At 38.8% G+C, this 17,578-nt stretch carries 15 protein-coding genes; 5 read left to right on the top strand and 10 right to left on the bottom strand.

What is annotated here, in order from left to right; translation table 11 throughout:
* Positions 1–58 precede the first annotated feature (58 nt).
* The 7 genes from AAHB15_RS06310 to AAHB15_RS06340 form a co-directional block, all read right to left on the bottom strand.
* Positions 59–2,260 (bottom strand): alpha-galactosidase, encoded by a 2,202-nt coding sequence (locus tag AAHB15_RS06310; protein WP_335573035.1) that lies wholly within the window; start codon positions 2,258–2,260, stop codon positions 59–61.
* 22 nt (positions 2,261–2,282) lie between these two features.
* The gene (locus AAHB15_RS06315) at positions 2,283–3,104 is read right to left on the bottom strand and encodes a carbohydrate ABC transporter permease (RefSeq protein WP_098530831.1); all 822 of its coding nucleotides are present in this window, start codon (positions 3,102–3,104) and stop codon (positions 2,283–2,285) included.
* Positions 3,104–3,940, bottom strand: a complete 837-nt coding sequence (locus AAHB15_RS06320; RefSeq protein ID WP_261380621.1) for a carbohydrate ABC transporter permease — start codon at positions 3,938–3,940, stop codon at positions 3,104–3,106. The genes AAHB15_RS06315 and AAHB15_RS06320 overlap by 1 nt, the downstream gene beginning before the upstream one ends.
* Positions 3,941–4,101: 161 nt before the next feature.
* Positions 4,102–5,328 carry an ABC transporter substrate-binding protein gene (locus AAHB15_RS06325; RefSeq protein WP_335573036.1) on the bottom strand — a complete coding sequence of 409 codons (1,227 nt, stop codon included), beginning with the start codon at positions 5,326–5,328 and terminating at the stop codon, positions 4,102–4,104.
* 98 nt (positions 5,329–5,426) lie between these two features.
* Positions 5,427–6,449: a LacI family DNA-binding transcriptional regulator gene (locus AAHB15_RS06330; protein ID WP_335573037.1), complete on the bottom strand. Its 1,023-nt coding sequence runs from the start codon at positions 6,447–6,449 to the stop codon at positions 5,427–5,429.
* A gap of 229 nt (positions 6,450–6,678) precedes the next feature.
* Positions 6,679–8,268, bottom strand: coding sequence for a response regulator transcription factor (locus AAHB15_RS06335; protein ID WP_342042003.1), 1,590 nt, complete (start codon positions 8,266–8,268; stop codon positions 6,679–6,681).
* The gene (locus AAHB15_RS06340) at positions 8,265–10,085 is read right to left on the bottom strand and encodes a cache domain-containing sensor histidine kinase (protein WP_342042004.1); all 1,821 of its coding nucleotides are present in this window, start codon (positions 10,083–10,085) and stop codon (positions 8,265–8,267) included. Before AAHB15_RS06340 ends, AAHB15_RS06335 begins: the two co-directional genes overlap by 4 nt.
* A 218-nt stretch (positions 10,086–10,303) precedes the next feature.
* Here AAHB15_RS06340 and AAHB15_RS06345 point away from each other — a divergent pair, with 218 nt between their 5' ends.
* The 3 genes from AAHB15_RS06345 to AAHB15_RS06355 all read left to right on the top strand — a co-directional run bounded on the left by AAHB15_RS06345 (position 10,304) and on the right by AAHB15_RS06355 (position 13,547).
* Positions 10,304–11,263 carry a carbohydrate ABC transporter permease gene (locus tag AAHB15_RS06345; protein WP_098530837.1) on the top strand — a complete coding sequence of 320 codons (960 nt, stop codon included), beginning with the start codon at positions 10,304–10,306 and terminating at the stop codon, positions 11,261–11,263.
* On the top strand, positions 11,263–12,090 hold the full coding sequence (locus AAHB15_RS06350; RefSeq protein WP_144563373.1) for a carbohydrate ABC transporter permease: 828 nt from the start codon (positions 11,263–11,265) through the stop codon (positions 12,088–12,090). Before AAHB15_RS06345 ends, AAHB15_RS06350 begins: the two co-directional genes overlap by 1 nt.
* A gap of 158 nt (positions 12,091–12,248) precedes the next feature.
* Positions 12,249–13,547, top strand: coding sequence for an ABC transporter substrate-binding protein (locus AAHB15_RS06355; protein ID WP_342042005.1), 1,299 nt, complete (start codon positions 12,249–12,251; stop codon positions 13,545–13,547).
* Positions 13,548–13,595: 48 nt separating this feature from the next.
* Here the strand turns inward: AAHB15_RS06355 and AAHB15_RS06360 are convergent, their stop codons facing one another.
* Entirely contained in the window at positions 13,596–13,988 is a 393-nt protein-coding gene (locus tag AAHB15_RS06360; RefSeq protein WP_335574622.1) for a globin domain-containing protein, read from the bottom strand.
* A 154-nt stretch (positions 13,989–14,142) separates the two neighbouring features.
* On the opposite strand from AAHB15_RS06360, the gene AAHB15_RS06365 reads away from it, so the two are divergent.
* The gene (locus AAHB15_RS06365; protein ID WP_335574621.1) at positions 14,143–14,490 is read left to right on the top strand and encodes a DMT family transporter; all 348 of its coding nucleotides are present in this window, start codon (positions 14,143–14,145) and stop codon (positions 14,488–14,490) included.
* A gap of 2 nt (positions 14,491–14,492) precedes the next feature.
* The gene (locus AAHB15_RS06370) at positions 14,493–14,807 is read left to right on the top strand and encodes a DMT family transporter (RefSeq protein ID WP_251570123.1); all 315 of its coding nucleotides are present in this window, start codon (positions 14,493–14,495) and stop codon (positions 14,805–14,807) included.
* A gap of 34 nt (positions 14,808–14,841) precedes the next feature.
* Here AAHB15_RS06370 and mgrA read toward each other — a convergent pair whose 3' ends face one another.
* Positions 14,842–15,834 carry an L-glyceraldehyde 3-phosphate reductase gene (gene mgrA / locus AAHB15_RS06375; protein ID WP_335574620.1) on the bottom strand — a complete coding sequence of 331 codons (993 nt, stop codon included), beginning with the start codon at positions 15,832–15,834 and terminating at the stop codon, positions 14,842–14,844.
* Between the two features lie 298 nt (positions 15,835–16,132).
* Positions 16,133–17,545, bottom strand: coding sequence for a glycoside hydrolase family 1 protein (locus tag AAHB15_RS06380; protein ID WP_335574619.1), 1,413 nt, complete (start codon positions 17,543–17,545; stop codon positions 16,133–16,135).
* Between the last annotated feature and the right edge of the window lie 33 nt (positions 17,546–17,578).

Raw genomic sequence — 17,578 nt, forward strand, 5'->3', positions numbered from 1 at the left:
GAGTAAAAATGTAATTATATTAATCTTTTTCTGTTGTTCATCGTTTTCAATACGACTCTTATTCACTGCACGCTTTTAAATGCCAAACGTAGCTTTGGAAATCTCCATGTATATTAGCAGGTATACTTAGACCCACATAGGACAGCTCATCCCCGCCAAATACATTATCAGTTCCGATCACTTGGTATTGTTTCATATCATCAATTCCCTTTAGCTTTAATACAGTTGTTGGTGCAGCTGGTTCAGCTAATACCCGGAAATAGTAGACAATGGCTTCAGACTTGTCCTTAGTAGTAAAAAGCCAAGCTGTTTCATTTCCTTCGAATGGGCTCTGCAGCCGGTAAAAATCACCAAACTGGATTAATTTACGAATTTCTTTATAGTGAGCAACCTGTTGTTTGACGATTTCTTTTTCCTCGCCTGTTATCTTGGTTAAGTCTAGCTCATACCCTAAATTCCCAGACATCGCTACATTACCGCGCATCTCCATTGAAGTGCTCCGATGCACCTGATGGTTCGGTACCGCGGATACATGGGAGCCCATAGTAACAATCGGATATACAAGACTCGTACCATATTGAATTTTCAAACGTGAGATTGCATCGGTATTATCGGAAGTCCACACCTGCGGCATATAGAAGAGCATCCCTGGATCAAATCTTCCCCCGCCGCCAGAGCAGCTCTCAAATAAAATATGCGGGAACGAAGTCGTGATTGTTTCCATCACTTTATACAAGCCAAGCATATATCGATGCGCCGTTTCCCTTTGCCTGTCCGCAGGCAGGGCTGCCGAACCGATTTCCGTCATGTGGCGGTTCATGTCCCATTTCACATAAGAGATCGGAACAGTTGCTAAAATATCGATAACTCGTTTGGTAATTTCATTACAAACATCTTCTCTTGAAAAATCGAGAATTAGCTGGTTGCGGCTCTCCGACCGAAGCCGTTCAGGAACATGCAGGCACCAATCTGGATGCTCGCGATAAAGGTCACTATCAACTGAAACCATTTCCGGTTCAAACCAGAGTCCAAACTCCATTCCCATATCCTTTACTTTTGACGCAAGATGATCTAATCCTTCAGGGAGCTTTTGATGATCAATAAACCAATCCCCTAATGAAGACTTATCATTATCTCTTTTTCCAAACCAGCCATCATCCAAGACGAATAAGTCAATCCCTAATTCGCTTCCGGCCCTGGCAATCTCAAGGATCTTCTCAGCATTGAAATCAAAATAAGTTGCTTCCCAGTTATTCACTAGAACCGGCCGCTCTTGATCGCGGTAGCTTCCTCGTACCAAACGGGTACGATAAAGCTCATGGAATGTCCGTGACATACTGCCGAGACCTTCAGCCGAATAGACCATCGCTACTTCCGGTGTTTGGAATACCTCACCCGCTTCAAGCTTCCAGCTGAAATCGAATGGATTAATTCCCATCGTGACACGGGTATTGCTAAATTGATCTACCTCCGCCTGTGCCAAGAAATTTCCGCTATACACAAAGTTAAACGCATAAACCTCGCCTGTATCCTCCGTTGTACCCTTTCTTAATAGAGCAATAAATGGATTATGCTGATGGGAGCTTGCCCCCCTCGTACTTTCAACTAACTGAATTCCATGGCGAAGCGGCTGGCGTTCGATATGTCTTTCTTTTACATGGGCACCATGAAGATGTAAAAACTCAAAATCCGCATCTCGAAAATCGACACTCATACTTAATGCACTTAACAGCTTTAATGATTCTTCTCCCTCATTTACGAAGCGGACTGAACGGGTAATCACATTAAACTGTTCGAAAACAGTATAACTTAAGATTACTTTTAAGCCGATAAGTGAATCCTCCATCGTAATTTCGAGCGTTTCCGCCTCATCATCACTCTCCACATACGTTGCAGGCAGACCTGATAAAGGTGCCTTTCCTTTAAAAATGATATGGGATCGGTACTTCAAATCTGTGATCGTTGAGCCATTTTCTAGCTGAATTTGATAGGCCGGCTTCCGAAAATCGGTGTTACCGTACTGTGGATACTCTTGCGGAAGGGTATCCAGGGAGAAGGTCCGATCCTCTTTATGCTGATAAGGATTTCCGGAAAAGCCACGGTCTTGTGATTGCAGAAAATTGGAATGGCTATACTTTCTAATCTTTCGACCCCAATAATTGTGGACTAAATAGCCGTCGCGGACTATTTCCATGACATAGCTTGTATCCTTTGCCTGCAAGTGAAAGGTTTTATTTTTTGAACAAAAATGAATTCCCATGAATCTCCAACTCCTAAATCGGCTATTTGATAGCTCCCTTTACCACACCGCCGATAACCCACTTTTGTGCGAAGATGTAGACGATAACCATCGGTGATAGAGCTAATAGATATGATGCAAATGCTAAGTTAAAGTCCGTACCAAACTGAGACTGGAAAATATACTGAACTAATGGAAGAGTAGCATCAGCTGGATCGTTTAGAATAATTAATGGAAGCATAAAGTCATTCCACGCCCATAAGCATGTTAGAATTCCCACTGTTGCATTTATTGGTGTTAACAGCGGAAAAATAACTTTCCAAAAAACTCCCCATGTACTGCAGCCATCGACAATTGCTGCCTCCTCCAGTTCCTTTGGAATCGAACGAATATATCCTGTATAAATAAAGATGTTTAATGCCGCCCCATATACAATGTATAAAAAGATCAGTCCGCCTTGATTATCCATATTGAGTAATGAAGTCTGTTTAACCAGTGGCAGCATAATAATTGGAAACGGGATAAACATAGCACTAACAAAATAGTAATATAATCCTTTGAAAAATTTCTTGTGCATATTTCTTGCAATGGCATATGCAACCATTGAATTTGTCAAGATGGTAAAAACTACCGTAACCACAGTTATAACCGCACTATTTTTGAAGGCTGCAAAAAAGTTAGTTGCTTCGATGGCCCGGGTGAAATTTTCAAAATGTAGTCCTGTTGGAAGAGAAAAGACCGATTTGGCCATTTCATCCGGTGTTTTTAACGCAATCGAAACCGCAATATACAAAGGGATAAGTATAAATAGAGACCCTAAAGCAATTAATATCGTAACAGGCCAGTTTGTCTTTTGTTTTAACATTACATATCCATCTCCCTTTTTTGGAGAACCTTAATTTGAAAAACAGAGATTACAACAATCACAATAAAGTAGACTACGGAGTTTGCTGATTGGTATGCAAACTCTCCCCCAGTAAACCCACCTTTATAGATTAAAAGGGAAATCGATTCTGTCGCTCTTCCCGGTCCGCCTCCTGTTAAGGCAACAACCTGGTCAAAAACCATTAAGAAGTTCTTCATCGAAAGTACCATATTGATGGTAAAGAATGGGGCGATCATCGGGAAAGTAATTTTCCAAAATTCTTGCCACTTATTCGCTCCATCAAGACTTGATGCCTCATATAATTCAGTTGGAACGGTTTGCAAGCCGGATAAGTATAAAATGACATTAAAGGCACATGCCTGCCAAACCGCAACAATGACGATACCTAACCAGGCAAATTTTTCACTTCCCAAGATATTGGTGGATAAAAAACCAAGGTCCAGTTTGTCTCCTAATTGTGGGATGACATTAGAAAAAATAAAGTTAAAGATAAAACCAACGATTAGCACACCAAGGACATTAGGCAGGAAATAAGCCGCCCTGAAAAAATTCTTTCCTTTAATCTTGGCATTGAGCCCCATTGCGATTAAAAGACTCAATACATTGACAAGAATCGTGGAGACAATCGCAAATTTAAAAGTAAATAAGTAGGAGTTCAAGATATTTCCATCTTTAAATAAGTTCAAATAATTCTTCAAACCGACAAAGTCATACGTAAAACTTAAACCATCCCAATTTGTAAAAGAATAATAAATACCCTGAAGGGCTGGGAAGGTATGGAAAATAAGGAAAAGAAGAAACGCAGGAATCGTCATTAAATAAAAGGGAACGTTTTTAAGTTTGATTTTTGTCTTCTTTTCTTTTGTTTTAGCAGAAGAAATCGTTGGATTTTTCAAGGCAATATCCTCTTTACTCATTGCTTTCACTCCCTATTTTTAAAACTGGAGAAATTGGGTCCCCAATTTCTCCATAATCATTATTTACGGTCTGCTACTTTTTCCCATTCACTATCTAATGTTTTCAAGTACTCTCCAACATTCTTTTTCTGTGTAAACACTTGCAATTGTTTGTCAAGAGCAACAGCTGTTGGTACATAGTGGTCTGGAAAGTCAACGACATTACCCTTGTCAAAGCTTGCTTTTAATCCTTCTAGTTCAGGTGCTTCCTGTACTACACCTCTCTTAGCAGCAAAAGCATTTTGCTCTGTTAGATATGTTTTCATATTTTCATCACTTAATAGAAAATCGATGAACTTCTTGGCTTCTTTTGGATGCTTGCTAGTTGCAGATTGAGCTAGTAGTAAATCGACCCCTGAAACAACCTTTGAATCATTAATTGGGTAAGGGAATACACCTAAATCAATATTAGGATTTGCTTTTTTAATTTCAGGAATTGCCCAAATGCCTTGAAGATACATGGCAGATTCACCTTTTGCAAATGCAACGTTCCCATCGTTATATGCTTTACCCAACTGATCCTTATGACCATATTTGAGTAAGGTTAATAGCTTTTCAGTTGCTTCCTTATGTCCTTCTGCAAATGTAGTTTTTCCCTTATCAAGGTCTTTAAAAAAGTCTTCTCCTTGAGTGTTGGCTGCAAGCACATTGTAAGCAGGAAGGGCTGTCCAAGCATCTTTAAAAGTAAAGTAGAATGGAATCTTACCAGCCGCCTTCACTTTTTCTGCAGCAGCGATAAATTCATCCCATGTTGTCGGTACTTCAATACCTAAATCTTTGAAAATAGTTTTATTATAAATAACAGCATCGGCGTTTGCTGCATATGGAATTCCATATACTTTTTCTTGCTTTGAAATATCTTTTAACATGCCAACATACGCAGGCTGTACATCATTTAAAGCACTATCCTTTGAAACATCTTTAAAGGCTCCTGCCTTTGAGATTTCTGCATATGATACATCCCCGCCCATTCCGATGACATCTGGAAGGTCTCGTTTTGCAACACGTGTTTTTAATACTGTAATAGCATCAGGCGGCTGAGACTGAACGACATCAATGGTTGGATTTTCTTTTTCAAACTTATTAATCAGTTCATCAAACGTACCTTTTGCCTCTGATTTATACTGGAAAAACTCAATTTTCACCTTGCCATTTGAACTACTCGAAGCCTCGTCGTTACTTCCACAGCCTGCTAGAACAGAAAGTGCGATCATACCAGTTGCTACTAACGAGATTGATTTTTTCATAGAAAACCCTCCATAATTTTTAAAATAGTTTAATATTAAAACTAACAAAAGGATTGCGTGAGCGGTTCAACAATCCTTAACCGCCCCGAGCACTTTTATTATTTTTTAACGCTTACACTATCACGTAAAACAAGTTCCGTTGGAATGGTCACCTTCAGCGGGATTGTTCTTCCCTTCAAACGATCATATAGCAGCTTTACTGCTGTTTTCCCCATTTCATCTCCATATACTTTTACGGTTGAGAGGGGGGGATTCATAAAGGCCGCTGCCTCGATATCATCAAAACTGAACACCGAAACTTCCTCAGGCACTTTGACGTTGGCCTCATGTAAGGCACGAAGCACACCTAATGCCATTGGATCACTGCCGACTACAATCGCACTTGGCAGTTGAGCGTTTTCAATTAACTGTTTCGTTAATGTGTATCCGCTTGTTGGCCCCCACTCGTCAATTAAGACTTTATCCGGGTTGTACAATCCTTTTTCTTTCATGACTTTTTCAAAGGTCATTTTTCTTGTATCTTCTTTTTCCTTCGACTTTTGGCGGCTTACCCCAAACACCATTCCTCTTCCGCCTAGATAAGCGATGTCCGTATGACCAAGTTCAAGCAAATGATCTAGAACTTTTTGAGTTGCCCCTTCAAAATCTGAAATTACCACATCCACATGTGAATCTTGAGGCAAATAATCCACCGCGACTATATGGTTATTTTCATAGTAAATTTCTTTTAAATCCCCGATATCAACATCTCCCAGAACAATCAGCCCATCCAGTCCGCTCAAGCTTTCTGCTGTAATAGTGCTTTTTCCTACCATCATCGTCGTAGCGATTGTTAGAGAATATTGATTACAGGTACTTTCTACACCAAGGCGAATCGACTGAAAGTACGGATCAATCGTTTCATCATTTAACATGATGACGCCAATATTAAAATTCTCATTAGGTTTATCCGTTTTCCCACTCTTTTTTCGCAATGGTTTATAATTTAACTCATTGACGATTTCAATTACCCGTTTTCTCGTATCATCAGATACGGAAAGTGTGGGATCATTATTTAAGATCCGGGAAACTGTTGCCGTCGATACATTTGCCTGATCGGCAATATCTTTTATCGTTGTCATTTTCTCACCATCAATCCATTTAGTTAACTTAACTAAATTTTATATTATCAATATATCAGAGGATGCGCTTTCATTCAATGCTTTTTACTTTATTTTTTAGTAAATTATTTATTTTTATAAAATTTACCTGTAATTTAGTTACATTTAAGTTTTATTAACTAACAAAAAGAGAGTTAACATAACTAAAATAACCAGTTACATTAACTCCCGTTTACTATTTATAATCTGCTCATTTCTGAATAATATGTAATTCCCGAAACTCATTGGGTGTTACGCCTTCCACCTTTTTAAATACCTTTCGAAAATACTTGTCGTCCTGGTAACCGACCATGTTGGCAATTTCATAGATTTTTAGCTCACTATTTTTCAATAAAGCTTTAGCTCTATTTATTCGGATTTTAACAATATAATCAGAAATATTAACGTTAAACTCCTGCTTAAATTTCCGTGAAATATATTCCCTGCTTATATAAAAATGGTTTGATATCTCTTGCAGCTTTACATCCCGATCAAAATTAGCCTCCAAATATTTCTCTATCTCATAGATGACATTATTGCTTTTCCGAACAGTCTTTCGCTTAATCTTTCTTAGAAAAATAGAAATTTCGCGGATGGTTCGACCAATATAATCCTGCAGCTGGAATGTACCGTTATGATTGAAAAATTGATCAACTCTGTATTCAATATGTTTCGGAATCTTTCCTGTGATATGAAAATGTTCATACCAGCGATTACTGATGACCAGATACTCATTTTCTAGCTGGAGCAGCTGGCCCCATGATAAGTAATGGCCCTCCGTGTAGTCTTTAGCAATTTTACCAATCAATTCCTCAAAAGCCCTAGTTTCCCCTGCTTGAATAGCTAATTCAATTTCAGAAGAATACGCAAATAAATTTTTTAATACCTGCGGTTGAATAACATCTTGACGGTAGACCTTGCTTTTTTCATCAGCTAATATATTACTGTTTAATAGAACTTCCTTTGCATGCTGATAAGAATTCATTAATTTGTTCCTTTTATCTACCTCTATCCCAACCGCAATATGACAAGAAACATTTATGACATTCAAAATCGCTTTATAGATTCGTTCCAGCAGTTCTTCTATTTTAGTAAACTGATTCCAAAAAACAATGACGATTTCACCTTTATTCGCAAGGTAGCGAAAGGCTATTCCACATTCTTTTTCCTGTAAAATTTCATTCATGACGTTCAAGAGTGTAAAATAGGTTAGGTCCCGGTCTCCCCGAAAAGCCTCGATTGCCTTTCTATTGATCCGAACAAGTGCGACGAGATATTTTTGCGCTTTAGAAAAACCAAATTCCTCATACAATTCTTCCTTCAGATTATCACTATTTAATAATTGGGTTAATTTTCGATCCCGGTAAACTGGCTTCATTTCATTTATTAATTGATAGCTGGTCGTTTTGCTATTCCGCTCCTCTTCCTCGTTTCTCCACTCCTTCACCACTTTTGCCAGCGTTTGGTTTAATATTTCCGGATCAACCGGCTTTAATAAATAGTCTGAACTGCCGAAATGAATGGCTTTACGCATATAGTGGTAATCATCGTAACCAGTCACGACAATCGTTTTACTTGTTGGCTGATTTTCTTTAATCCACTCTAACAGCTGTGTACCATCCATCTTGGGCATTTTCATATCAGAAAAAATGATTTCCGGACGAAGAGTTCGAATAAGCTGGATTGCCTCCTCACCGTTACTGGCCTCATAAATCTCCGTTATCCCATTCTGTTCCCATTCTCCGAGCAGATTAATTCCCTCACGAACGTGTTTTTCATCATCGACGATTAAGACTTTCATGGATGTACCACCTCATTATGAATATCTCTTGGAATAATTATCGTAACTGTAAATCCGCCTTCTTCGCTGCTGTAAACATCCATTTCTACCTGATTACTATAATAAATCCTTAAGCGGTCATAAATATTTTTTAATCCAATACCAGCGCTCTTCTGATTTAAGTCACTCCCGCCGTCGGACAATTCTCGGCGAAGTTGTTCAAGGTCGTGATCATTAACACCAACCCCGTTATCTTTAATAGAAATGCATAAATGATGGTCATGTTCCCCTCTTGCTGTAATCACAATTATTGCTTTTTCTAACTGCTGATCAAAGCCATGTTTAAAGCAATTTTCAACAATCGGCTGTAAGATCATTTTCGGTACTAATACCTCTTCTACACTTTTTTCAATATTTAATTCAAACTCAAACTGCTCGTCAAATCTTTGCTTTTGTAAATTAAGATAGGATTTAACATGGTTTACCTCTGCTAAAAATGGGACAATATCATCTTTCATATTCATGCTGTAACGCATGATATTCGATAATGAGTTTAATAACGAATACACCTGGACTGCCTTCAATTTTAATGCAAGCGTTCCAATCGACTGAAACGCATTATAAAGAAAATGCGGATTTATTTGTGATTGGAGAACCCTTAACTGGGAAGATTTATTTTCAATCTCTAGTTTATATTCGCGTTCAATTAATTCATTTATTTTTGAAATCATTAATTTAAAATGCCTGCCCAGCATCCCAATTTCATCATTCCCTAATGACTCAAAATCTGCCTCAAACACACCTTTTTCTACTTTTTTCATATTTGCAATTAATACTTTGATTGGAGCAGTGAGTCTCAGAGAGATGAACATGGTAGCAAATAAAACGATAATAAGTGTAATAATTACAATGATTATATTTGTAAATACAGTCTGCCTCGCACCTTGGTAAAGTACATCATAAGGAATTCTTTTAACAATGTACCAGTTTTTAAAAGAATCAGAAAACTTTTGGTAGACAATTACGCCCGAAAACCTTTCGTCCTTCCAGTCAAGACTTTTATTTCCCTTTGGTTCTTTCTTTATTTGTTTAAACCAAGCGTCTTTATTAACCTTTCCAATTTCGTCGTTTTTTGAAGAATACACGACAACCCCATTTTCATTCATTATGTATAAGTCTTCAACCCCATCCGTATATAACCTTCCAGAAATATCTCTGATCTTAGAAAGATTAATATCTATAGATACAAAACCTAAAATAGTCTCTAATGGTACATCTCTTATAATCGTATGGAAACTTAAAACCTGACCTTTCTCGGAATTAGGGATCACAGACAAGTTATTGTAACTATAAATCTCATGAGGCGGTTCAATAACTGAAAAATCATGAGACCGGCTTAAGCGGGCATAGAAAGGGTTGGACAAGATACTCTCGTATTTCCCTCTGCCGCTAATTCTTGAGTGATAGTTGGTATATGAATCTTTTCCTTTATTTATATAAAGCAGCATTTGTTCAACTTCCGGCCGGGAATTAAAGGTATAGGCGAGCATCCTCCGCACTTCTTCTTCATTACTGCTTAGGTTATCTGATATTCCAACCCTCATTACCGACATAAATGGTGTATATCGATACAAAACAGTCGACATTTGTGCGACATCTTCTAAATAAGTACTTAGCTCTGCTTCCCCTTTAACAATTAAATCATGATTCGTAGAGACAAAACGGTCATTTATTGACTTTGTCGTTTGATAATACGTAATCGTAATCGCAATTCCAAAAGGGAGTATGATGACAGCCATTAAAGTGATAATTAGTTTAGTTCGAATCCCCCATTGCATTAGCTCTTGGGCTAGTCCCTAAGACTTGAACCAGCCTCCCCCCTTTTCTAAGTGATACTAAATTTCCCACCATTTTATCATAAGAAAACATCGTAATACATGGTGTCTATTTTAATATGGCAATTTGGACTGTTCAATATTTTCCACCCTACTGGTCAATGTAAGCCGTTTCATAATTTTTCAAAATCCCTAAAATGGAGTTATGGGAGGTGCAGTCAGTGAATAATCAAAGTGAGTTAGAAAGTTCAGCATTACCTGGCAAAGCCAGCATAAAAATTTCAGAGTCAGCTTCTTTAAACAAAAAGAAGAAGCTAAAAGATGCAGGGTTATTCACCCTATTTGTCGGTCCAGTATTCTTAGCGTTTACTATCATTGTCCTAATTCCTTTCTTTACGGGTATTTATTACGCCTTCACCGATTGGAACGGAATTACAGGTGATATTAAATGGGTCGGTCTTGATAACTTTAAATACCTATTTACTGAGGACAAGCAATTTCAAGATTCCTTTATCCTTACAACTAAATATACCGTTGTAGCGATCGTTTTAACAAATGTGATTGGTTTTGGATTAGCCATTCTAGTGACACAAATGTTAAAAACAAGGAATATATTACGAACCGTTTTCTTCATGCCAAACATGGTGGGCGGTCTTTTACTAGGCTTTATCTGGCAGTTCATTTTTGTAAAAGGCTTCGCTTCACTTGGGCAGCTAACGCATATTCCTTTTTTCGAATTACCTTGGTTAGGGGATGCTAATACTGCATTCTGGGGTATTGTAATTGTCAGTGTATGGCAAGGAGCAGGCTACATTATGATTATCTATATTGCCGCCTTGCAAAATGTTCCACAAGAATTAATTGAAGCAGCTAAAATCGATGGAGCGAACAGATGGCAGATTCTTCGCCATATTACAATGCCATTAGTTGCTCCGGCCGTTACCGTCTGTTTATTTTTAACAACTGCATCATCATTTAAGATTTTTGATGCAAACCTGTCGCTAACTGGCGGCGGACCGTTTAAATCGACAGAAATGTTAGCACTTAACATTTATACGGAAGCATTTGTTAACAACCGTTATGGTATCGGTGAAGCAAAGGCATTAATTTTCTTCATTGTGGTTGCCGCAATTACCATCCTTCAAGTAACAATTTCTAAGAAGAGGGAGGTTGAATCATAATGGGAAACAGGTATACAGGAAAAACATTTATTGGTGAAATCTTTGCCATCTTACTTGGTCTTGTCTTTTTAGTCCCATTTTATTATCTGATATCAAACTCTTTAAAACCCTTTGCAGAGATTCTAACGAACACATCTGCTTTACCAAAAACGTTTATGCTCGACAACTATGTGAATGCCTTTGAAAAATTGAACTATCTAAAGGTATTTACAAATTCTATAATTATCACAGCGATTAGTAACGTTGTTCTGGTTGTTTTTTGTTCGATGGCAGCGTATATGCTTGTTAGAACGAAAAAGAAAATCAGTAATGTGATTTTCATGACCTTCGTTGCAGCCATGATTATTCCGTTTCAATCCATTATGATTCCGCTCATTAAAACGGCCGGTAACTTCGGATTACTTAACAGTATCTGGGGTCTTGTAATCATGTACTTAGGTTTTGGATCTGGAATGACGATCTTCTTATATCACGGGTTCATCAAAGGTATCCCAGTAGAACTTGAAGAGGCAGCAATTATCGATGGATGTACACGGTTTGGAGTGTTTTGGAGAATTGTTTTTCCTTTATTAAAACCCATCACTGTAACTATTGTCATCCTAAACAGCTTGTGGATATGGAATGACTACTTATTACCATCACTGGTCCTTCAGGATCCAGAATTAAAGACCATTCCATTAGCGACATTCTCCTTCTTTGGGCAGTACACCAAGCAATGGGATTTAGCTTTAGCAGGACTTGTTCTTGGTATCATACCTTTGTTAATTTTCTTCTTTTCAATGCAGAAACACATTATCAAAGGGATCACGAGCGGTTCCATTAAGTAAATCGAAAAGCGGAGGCGCCTTGATAAGGGAAAAAAGTAGTTCATTTTTTCCTAGGCGCTTCAGCTAGACAACTTCCACTAGGGGTCAACTCTGCTGTCAGTAGGATATTGACGGCAGGGATATATAAATTAGATATATAATTTCAGGAGGGAAAACAAATGGCATTTAAAAAATATTCAATCGCAGCGGGGATTTTATCAGCTTCACTTCTTTTAGGAGCTTGCGGCAACAGTGACAGTGCATCTGGTACGAAAAAAGACAGCGGCAGCAAAGATGGTAAAGTCGTTGTTGATATCTTTAACGGTAAGGTTGAAATCGCAGATCAGTTGAAAGCGTTAACAGATAAATATACAAAAGAACATCCAAACGTTACTTTTAATATCGAATCAGTCGGAGGCGGCGCTGATGGTGCTGCAGCCCTTAAAGCAAAGTTCGCTTCAAACAAAGCACCTGATATCTTCGGAAATGGCGGATATCAAGAAGCGATCACTTGGAAGGATAAGTTAGAAGATTTATCTGATCAGCCTTGGGTAAAAGATGCTTATGAAGATGCCTTAAAACCAATGACAATGGACGGAAAAATTTATGGCCAGCCGGTAAACATGGAAGGATACGGTTTTGCTTATAATAAGAAATTATTTAAAAAAGCTGGTATTACAGAACTTCCAAAAACCTTTTCAGAGTTAGAATCTGCAGCGAAAAAGCTTAAAGCTGCCGGTATTACACCTTTCTCAGTTGGCTATGCGGAATGGTGGGTATTAGCAAACCATGGTCTTAACGTACCATTTGCTTACCAACAAGCAGATGACGAAAACTTTATTCCTGGTTTAAATGAAGGAAAATCAAAAATCGAAGGCAATAAATACTTTGAAGACTACTTTAAGCTTGTTGATTTAACAGTTAAATACGGTAACAAGAATCCATTAACTACTGACTACAATACAGAAGTAACTCAATTTGCTAATGGCGAAACTGCCATGATTCAACAAGGTAACTGGATTCAGCCAATGCTCGATAAATTAAATCCTGGTATGGAAGTTGGCTTTGTTCCTTTAGCACTTACAGATGATGCTGCGCAAGCAGATAAACTAATGGTTGACGTTCCAACAAACTGGGTTGTTTATAACAAAGCACCTAATGCAGACAAAAAGGCTGCAAAAGATTTCTTAAATTGGATGGTATCTTCTGAAGAAGGTAAGAAAGCATTAGTTAAAGATTTCAAATATGTTCCTGCCTTTAAAACAATTGAAGCAAAAGCAGAAGATATTGGACCTTTAGGTGCGGACCTTCAAAAGTACTCTCAAGATGGAAAAACTTATTCTTGGCAGTTCATGAAGTATCCTGATGGTGCTGGACAAGAATTTGGTGCAACACTACAGGCATATGTTGGCGGTCAAAAATCTAAAGCGGAAGCAATGAAGGCTCTTGACGCAACATGGGCTAAATTAAAAAAATAAGATTATAAATCTATAAAGGCTCTTCTCGCTGTGAGAAGAGCCTTTATTTTATTCACTGTCCGGTGTGTTTACCATGATTCCGGCTACTTGCGTTAATCTCTCATAAAAGGCTGTTCCTGCAGGATTCTGATCAAGACCAATTTCCTGAAAGGCTTCTTTCATACATTGGAGCCAATGCCGAGCCCTGGTTGGTGTTACCTCAAAAGGAAGGTGACGCGCTCTCATCGCCGGGGGACCGAATTCTTGACTATAAAGAGCTGGACCTCCTAAAAATTGTGGTAAGAACATTCGCTGTTTTCTTTTGATTTCTTCCATATCTCCTTGAAAAAGCGGGGCCAGAACTGGATCAGCATAAACACGCGGATAAAAAGCATCCACCAGCTTATCAATGGTTTCCTGTCCGCCAATTTCACTATATAATGATTTAAAATCGTAATCCATCTCTCTCACCATCCACTTTTAATTTTCCCCTATTTAAACAATAATAAAGAAAAAAGGGACCGAGTTTAGTGATTTAAATCACTTACCAAGTCTTAATTGCACTTTGTTGTGGTATTCTAAAATAATAATGGTTTTCTCCTAAGAGGTGCAAACGATGAATAAAGCATGGTTTTATGTTGTTTTAACTTGTGTGTTTGAATGGATCTGGGTTTACGGGTTTAATACTGCCCATACGTGGTGGCAGTGGGCAGTGGTTATAGCTGTGATTTTATGGGATTATCATATCCTTCCGAAAGCTTGTGAAACCATCCCCACAGGTACGGTTTATGCCATTTTTGCCGGGATTGGTACGATTGGAACGGTATTAATGGATGTATTCCTTTTTGGCGGCAGTATCGGCCTGGGTGAAACCCTTTTTATCGCCGTTATCATTATTGGTGTAATTGGTTTAAATCTTTCCGATAATAAGGAAGAAAAAGTCGCCATGAAAGGTGCTGCATAACCATGGGCTGGTTATTCGTTTTGTTAGCTGCTGCCAGTGAGGTTACCGGTGCTGTTGGTTTAAAATTGTATAGTCAGCAAAAGAATGTTCGTAATGGAATCGTTTATATTGGCGGATTCGGGGCATCGCTTGCATTTTTATATGGATCATTTCAGTTTCTCCAACTAAGTATCGCCTATGCCGTTTGGGTTGGAATTGGAACCGCTGGGGCTGTTTTCATTAATATGTTTCTGTTGGGAGAATCGAAAAGCGCTGGACGAGTCTTTAGTGTAGTATTGATTATTATTGGTGTCATCGGATTAAATGCTCTTTCCTAAAAAAATCTGTCAGCAGCCGCTGACAGATTTTTTTTTAGCTATTTAGGATATCTTCAATTCTTGCCAGTTCTTCGTCCGTAAAGTCGAGGTTGTTCAATGCCGCAACATTTTCTTCAATTTGACTGACTCGGCTCGCACCGATTAGGACGGTTGTCACTTTGCCGCCGCGTAATACCCATGAAAGGGCCAACTGCGATAAGCTTTGACCACGTTCAACAGCTATTTCGTTTAATTTGCGTACTTGTTCAAGTACTTCCGGGGTGACATGTTCTTTTTGCAAGAATCCTGTTGGACTTGCAGCTCGGGAGTCTGCTGGAATTCCTGTTAAGTATTTGTTCGTTAACAGGCCTTGCGCTAATGGACTAAAGGCAATCGAGCCCACTCCATTTTCTTGTAATACATCCTGAAGGCCATCCTCAATCCATCTGTTAAACATCGAATAGTTTGGTTGATGGATAAGCAGCGGTGTACCTAGCTGGTTCAAGATTTTAATTGCTTCAGCAGTTTGTTCGGCACTGTAATTAGAAATTCCGACATATAGTGCTTTTCCTTGACGCACAATGGAATCTAATGCCATCATGGTCTCCTCTAAAGGTGTATTCGGATCGGGACGGTGTGAATAAAAAATATCAACATACTCAAGTCCCATTCGTTTTAGGCTTTGGTCTAAACTTGAGATTAAGTACTTCCTTGAGCCCCAATCACCATATGGACCCGGCCACATATAGTAGCCAGCTTTTGTTGAAATCACCATTTCATCACGATATGGAGCGAAGTCTGATTTTAGCATTCGGCCAAACATTTCTTCCGCTGAGCCCGCTGGCGGGCCATAGTTATTAGCTAAGTCGAAGTGGGTGATGCCTAAATCAAAGGACCTCCTTAGCATAGCTCTGCCATTTTCGTATGTATCGACGCCTCCAAAGTTATGCCAAAGGCCTAAAGAAACAGCCGGAAGCAATAATCCTGAACGTCCGGTTCGATTGTATTTCATAGTTTCGTAACGATTGTCTGCAGCTTGATAAACCATAGTTATCCCCTCTCCTCTTATGTAAACCCTTCCACTATTATAATCGACTGGGGGGTAATTTTTAAAGGATGGAGACTTGGAAAAGTATAAGTCTAGTTAATGTGGTTTGGACAATGGACAAAACATGAATATTTCCGAGATTATTTTTACACCTTATCTTCAATCCACTGCTCAAAATTAGTTAGTTTTACACGCACACCCCTAAGAATAAATTATCTATTATTCTACCATTTTCCAATCCATGATACCTTCTTTTAAAAAAAGAGCTTGTCCTATCTCAGGACAAACTCTTCTTCAATTAATTTAATTTTTCACCGTTTGTAGCAATAAGCTCTTTATACCAATAAAAGCTTTGCTTACGAATGCGGCGTAAATCTTTTAAATCAAACTCATCACGGTTAACAAAGATAAAGCCATAGCGCTTGCTGCAGCCTTGATGGGTACTGATAAGGTCAATCGCCGACCATGGGCAGAATCCAAATACCTCAACACCATCAGTGATTGCTAGCTGCATTTGCTCGATATGCTTTCGTAAGAATTCAATACGGTAAGGGTCATTTACTTTCTCGCCCTCTTCTAGCTTATCGAATGCTCCTAAACCATTTTCGGTAATAATAAGCGGAAGGTTATAGCGGTCATAGATTTCTCTTAATGTATTTCTAAAGCCAACCGGATCAATCTCCCAGCCAAACTCATTCTTTTTCAGATTCGGGTTGTTTGCTCCTTTATAGACACCAGGCTCTCCGACAGTAATATGCTGGTCGCCCGTACGACCTATATCGGAACCATCCCCCTCACTTGCCGCCGCCGTTTGAGAAGTATAGTAGTTAAAGGCAATAAAGTCAGGGTTCGCGCTAACTAAAACTTCCATATCACCATCAAGAATGGTTGGAACGTAACCTTTTTCTTCAAAATAGTTCCAGGCAGTTGTATTGTAACGGCCAAAAACAGCCATATCTAAGTAAAGCCAGTTGCGGATGGCGGAATAATTATGAGCAGCCATAATATCTTCTGGCTTCGAGCTAGCTGGATAAATGGACACAATGTTCGGTGCCGGACCAATCTTTGCATTTGGAAGCAATTGATGACACAGGTTCATCGCCTTCGCTTGGGCCACAAGCATGTGATGGTTCTGCTGATATAGCTCCTTTTTAGGGTTTTCTAAATTAGGGTCAACGGTCCCAATCGCATCGCCGTGCAGGATCATCATGTTTTGTTCGTTAATCGTTAACCAATAGTTCACGCGGTCACCGAAGTTTTCAAATAAGGTTTGGGCATAGATCTCAAACGCATCAATCGTTTCCCGATTCGACCAGCCGCCTTTTTGCTGCAGAGCGTATGGTAAATCGAAGTGGTACATAGTGACAATTGGTTCAATCCCATGTGAGACAATTTCATTGATTAAATTATTGTAAAAGTCGATGCCCTTCTGGTTTACTTCCCCAGAGCCATTAGGATAGATTCTTGTCCACGCAATCGAAAAGCGATATGCTTTAAATCCCATTTCGGCTAATAATGCAATATCTTCCTTATAATGATGATAATGGTCGCTGGCTACTTTAAAATCAGCCGTACCTTCGGGATACTTAGCCATGTCGATAACAGATGGGCCTTTCCCATCTTCATTCCAAGCCCCTTCAATTTGATAGGCTGATGTGGAACCGCCCCAGAAAAAGTTCGCTGGGAATGGTTTAAGTTTGTTATGTTTCATATTCAAAACCTCCATTTGAGTTTATTTTAAAAA

It is taken from the genome of Bacillus sp. OTU2372, assembly GCF_038440275.1.
GTDB lineage: Bacteria > Bacillota > Bacilli > Bacillales > Cytobacillaceae > Neobacillus > Neobacillus bataviensis_B.

Bases quoted from the DNA above. Each gene is read 5' to 3' on its own strand.
- AAHB15_RS06335 (WP_342042003.1), bottom strand. From the start codon at position 8,268: ATGAAAGTCTTAATCGTCGATGATGAAAAACACGTTCGTGAGGGAATT.
- AAHB15_RS06340 (WP_342042004.1), bottom strand. From the start codon at position 10,085: ATGCAATGGGGGATTCGAACTAAACTAATTATCACTTTAATGGCTGTC.
- AAHB15_RS06370 (WP_251570123.1), top strand. From the start codon at position 14,493: ATGGGCTGGTTATTCGTTTTGTTAGCTGCTGCCAGTGAGGTTACCGGT.
- AAHB15_RS06310 (WP_335573035.1), bottom strand. From the start codon at position 2,260: ATGGGAATTCATTTTTGTTCAAAAAATAAAACCTTTCACTTGCAGGCA.
- AAHB15_RS06315 (WP_098530831.1), bottom strand. From the start codon at position 3,104: ATGTTAAAACAAAAGACAAACTGGCCTGTTACGATATTAATTGCTTTA.
- AAHB15_RS06350 (WP_144563373.1), top strand. From the start codon at position 11,263: ATGGGAAACAGGTATACAGGAAAAACATTTATTGGTGAAATCTTTGCC.
- AAHB15_RS06320 (WP_261380621.1), bottom strand. From the start codon at position 3,940: ATGACGATTCCTGCGTTTCTTCTTTTCCTTATTTTCCATACCTTCCCA.
- mgrA (WP_335574620.1), bottom strand. From the start codon at position 15,834: ATGGTTTATCAAGCTGCAGACAATCGTTACGAAACTATGAAATACAAT.
- AAHB15_RS06325 (WP_335573036.1), bottom strand. From the start codon at position 5,328: ATGAAAAAATCAATCTCGTTAGTAGCAACTGGTATGATCGCACTTTCT.
- AAHB15_RS06360 (WP_335574622.1), bottom strand. From the start codon at position 13,988: ATGGATTACGATTTTAAATCATTATATAGTGAAATTGGCGGACAGGAA.
- AAHB15_RS06365 (WP_335574621.1), top strand. From the start codon at position 14,143: ATGAATAAAGCATGGTTTTATGTTGTTTTAACTTGTGTGTTTGAATGG.
- AAHB15_RS06330 (WP_335573037.1), bottom strand. From the start codon at position 6,449: ATGACAACGATAAAAGATATTGCCGATCAGGCAAATGTATCGACGGCA.
- AAHB15_RS06380 (WP_335574619.1), bottom strand. From the start codon at position 17,545: ATGAAACATAACAAACTTAAACCATTCCCAGCGAACTTTTTCTGGGGC.
- AAHB15_RS06355 (WP_342042005.1), top strand. From the start codon at position 12,249: ATGGCATTTAAAAAATATTCAATCGCAGCGGGGATTTTATCAGCTTCA.